This is a genomic window from Paenarthrobacter sp. 10L420, from assembly GCF_056395385.1.
In genome coordinates this window covers 1-935 of sequence record NZ_JBFTJK010000068.1, presented here as the reverse complement: position 1 = coordinate 935, position 935 = coordinate 1, and the positions used below count along the sequence as shown (strand labels likewise).

The window sequence follows — 935 nt, the reverse complement described above, 5'->3', positions numbered from 1 at the left end:
TTGAAGTAGCGGCGGGCGGCTTGGCGGGTGTCGGAGAAGCCGAAGCCGTCTGCTCCGAGGGAGGCGAAGTCGTTGGGGATGAATTGGCGGATTTGGTCGGGGACGGCTTTCATGTAGTCGGACACGGCGATGACGGGTCCGGTGGTGCCGGCGAGTTGTTCGGTGATGAAGGGGGTGCGGGCGGGTTGGCCGGGGTTGAGGAAGGCGTGTTCTTCGGCGGCGAGGCCGTCGCGTCGTAGTTCGTTCCAGGACGTCACGGACCAGACGTCGGCGGCGATTCCCCAGTCCTCGGCGAGGATCCGGGCGGCGTCGATGGCCCAGGGCACGGACACGCCGGAGGCGAGGATGTTCGCGGTGGGCCTGTTCCCGTCTCCTTCGGGGGCGGGCGCGAGGCGGTAGATGCCTTTGAGGAGCCCGTTGATGTCCAGGTTCTCGGGTTCGGCGGGTTGGGTGATGGGCTCGTTGTAGACGGTGAGGTAGTACATCACGTTACGGTCTTCACCGGTGCCGGTGCCGGTGCCGGTGGCCTCGGTGTCGGGGCCGTACATTTCTTCGAGGCCGTGGCGGATGATGTGGCCGATTTCGTAGCCGTAGGCGGGGTCGTAGGTTTTCACGGCGGGGTTGGTGGAGGCCAGGATGGGGGAGTGCCCGTCGGCGTGTTGGAGTCCTTCGCCGGTGAGGGTGGTGCGTCCTGCGGTGGCGCCGATGATGAAGCCGCGGGTCATTTGGTCTGCTGCGGCCCAGAAGGAATCTCCGGTGCGTTGGAAGCCGAACATGGAGTAGAAGACGTAGATCGGGACCAGGGGTTGGCCGTGGGTGGCGTACGCGGTTCCGGCGGCGGTGAACGCTGCGACGGCGCCGGCTTCGTTGATGCCGGGGTGGATCAGTTGCCCGGCGGGGGATTCCTTGTAGGCCAGCACGAGGTCCCGGTCCAC

The 935-nt window shown here is 66.5% G+C and carries 1 protein-coding gene; it reads right to left on the bottom strand.

Annotation, left to right across the window (positions count from 1 at the left end; genetic code table 11):
* Window positions 1-935: transketolase-like TK C-terminal-containing protein (locus AC1DD5_RS25690; RefSeq protein WP_477523132.1), on the bottom strand; the 935-nt coding region annotated here is incomplete at both ends.